We start from the raw sequence: 1862 nt of genomic DNA on the forward strand, positions 1-1862 counted from the left end.
AGTATAAAGCGAGATTGATAATAGGTGATATTAATTTTCTGTGTGGTTGACTGGAAGGGATTTATTTAGAGAGGTCATATATCGTTTAGTCTAGCAACCGCAAAAATAACGTAACTTACTATGCCGACGCTATTATTTACGATAATTGATAAAACAGCAACGATCACTGTATTTTTATGCACGACTCACAACACATGTAAGTCGTGCATCTGATACAAGTAATAAGCGCAATTACGCTATAAATTACATTTTGAAGCGATATGTGGTTGTCATAGAGCCTGATAATGAATGAGCTCGTTGTGAGTGACCATCATAAAGTTTTGGTGTGGTATAGTCGTTTTCTTGCTGGTGGTGCCAGCCAATACCACCACTTAAAGAAACTGAAAGATTCGCAGTTGGTTTCCAGTAGCTAAATAAGCCAAACTGCCCTTGTTTTAATCTTTCACCTGAGTAACTAAATTCACTATAGTTAGTCCGTGCACCAATAGACAACTCATTGTTAACTTTGTATGCAGCTTCTAATGCGCCCATAATCTCACCATCACGCACATAGTCAATATCTGCATAAGCGGGTGAATTAAAGCGGCCACGAGTATTACCAATTGGATTACGCGCAAATTGACCAACACCATTAGCTTTTTTCGCATCGGTATACGTCACACCCGTACGAATTGTCCACGGTGACTCAGGAATACGCCATTCCATAGTACCAGCAAAGTGCCATGCGTCATTATCAAAGTTACGTTTACCCTTATTGGCATCGCTGTATGTGCGTTTACCATCACTGCCGTAATCATGGTAATAAACAACACCGCCCAGAGTGACGTCTGATGTTAATTTATATTTAGCTTCTAAACCTTGTTGACGGAATACATCATCAGCCTGACCATAGAAGTAATAGACTTTTAACGGTTTTGAATTGTAGTTTATGCCACCCGTAAGAACGTGATCGATATTATGTCTAATATCATTACCATCATTAAAATACATTCTGTCGATATTTGGGCTATCACGACGCATTACTTTACCGTCAAGGAACAGTAAATCTAAGCTCCAGTCACCCATTGCAGTATTGATTGCATAACCATTGTAGCTATTTAATGACAAACGCTGTGAGTTAGTAAAAATACCAGTATTTTTCAAGGTAAACCAACCTGCTTTACCATTAATTAAGACCGGATCTAAATCGAATTTTACTTTTGCAAAACGTTGACCTATTTTGTTATAACCTTTTGCTTCACCATCATCATTATATAAAATTGCACGAGAGGCGAAGTCTTTACTTGCGCCTAATTTAATACCACCATAATAAGAAACATCAAATCCTAAAATGCCACCGAAATAACCTGATTTGAAATCCGCTTGGAAGTTTTGACCCCAAGCATTAGCAACTTGCTTTCTGTAACGCTGCTCTTGTTTATCAAAACGGTTTTCTGTTTTTAGGTATTTCCACATATTAATTGTAGAAAGCTCAAGTTCTGAATCTGAAATAAATGCGCTTTCTTTAATTGAGTTTTCCCAATTTGCAGCATTAGCTGTACTTACCGCTAAGAAACAAGGAGACAGCATAAATAATACTATTTTTTTTACTTTCATCTTAATGCAACCTGGTTAATAAATATTTGAATTAAGTTGTGCTGATTTATACTCAGCAAGTTTAATAAAGCACCATTTCTTTTATTTAGCTAAAAAATAACCTTTGATTAAATTTGTAGTTGCACTAATTTCAAGCAATAGAGTCATTTTTTGGCATAAAAAATCCAATATGGATGTCTCACCATATTTATATTTACTTATTTTTGCAATAAAACCCTATAAGCAAATAATAGATTATTTGCCTTTAGTCATTATCCCTTACATAG

Annotated in this window: 1 protein-coding gene; it reads right to left on the reverse strand. The window is 35.8% G+C overall.

Features of this window, described 5'->3' with window-relative positions; translation table 11 throughout:
* Nucleotides 1–243: 243 nt before the first annotated feature.
* Nucleotides 244–1596: an OprD family outer membrane porin gene (locus BHE89_RS15990; protein WP_069369364.1), complete on the reverse strand. Its 1353-nt coding sequence runs from the start codon at nucleotides 1594–1596 to the stop codon at nucleotides 244–246.
* Nucleotides 1597–1862 lie beyond the last annotated feature (266 nt).

Source organism: Shigella sp. FC1967, assembly GCF_001743005.1.
In the GTDB taxonomy this organism is placed as follows: domain Bacteria; phylum Pseudomonadota; class Gammaproteobacteria; order Enterobacterales; family Enterobacteriaceae; genus Proteus.

Coding starts and splice junctions, on each gene's coding strand:
- BHE89_RS15990 (WP_069369364.1), bottom strand. CDS start 1,596: ATGAAAGTAAAAAAAATAGTATTATTTATGCTGTCTCCTTGTTTCTTA.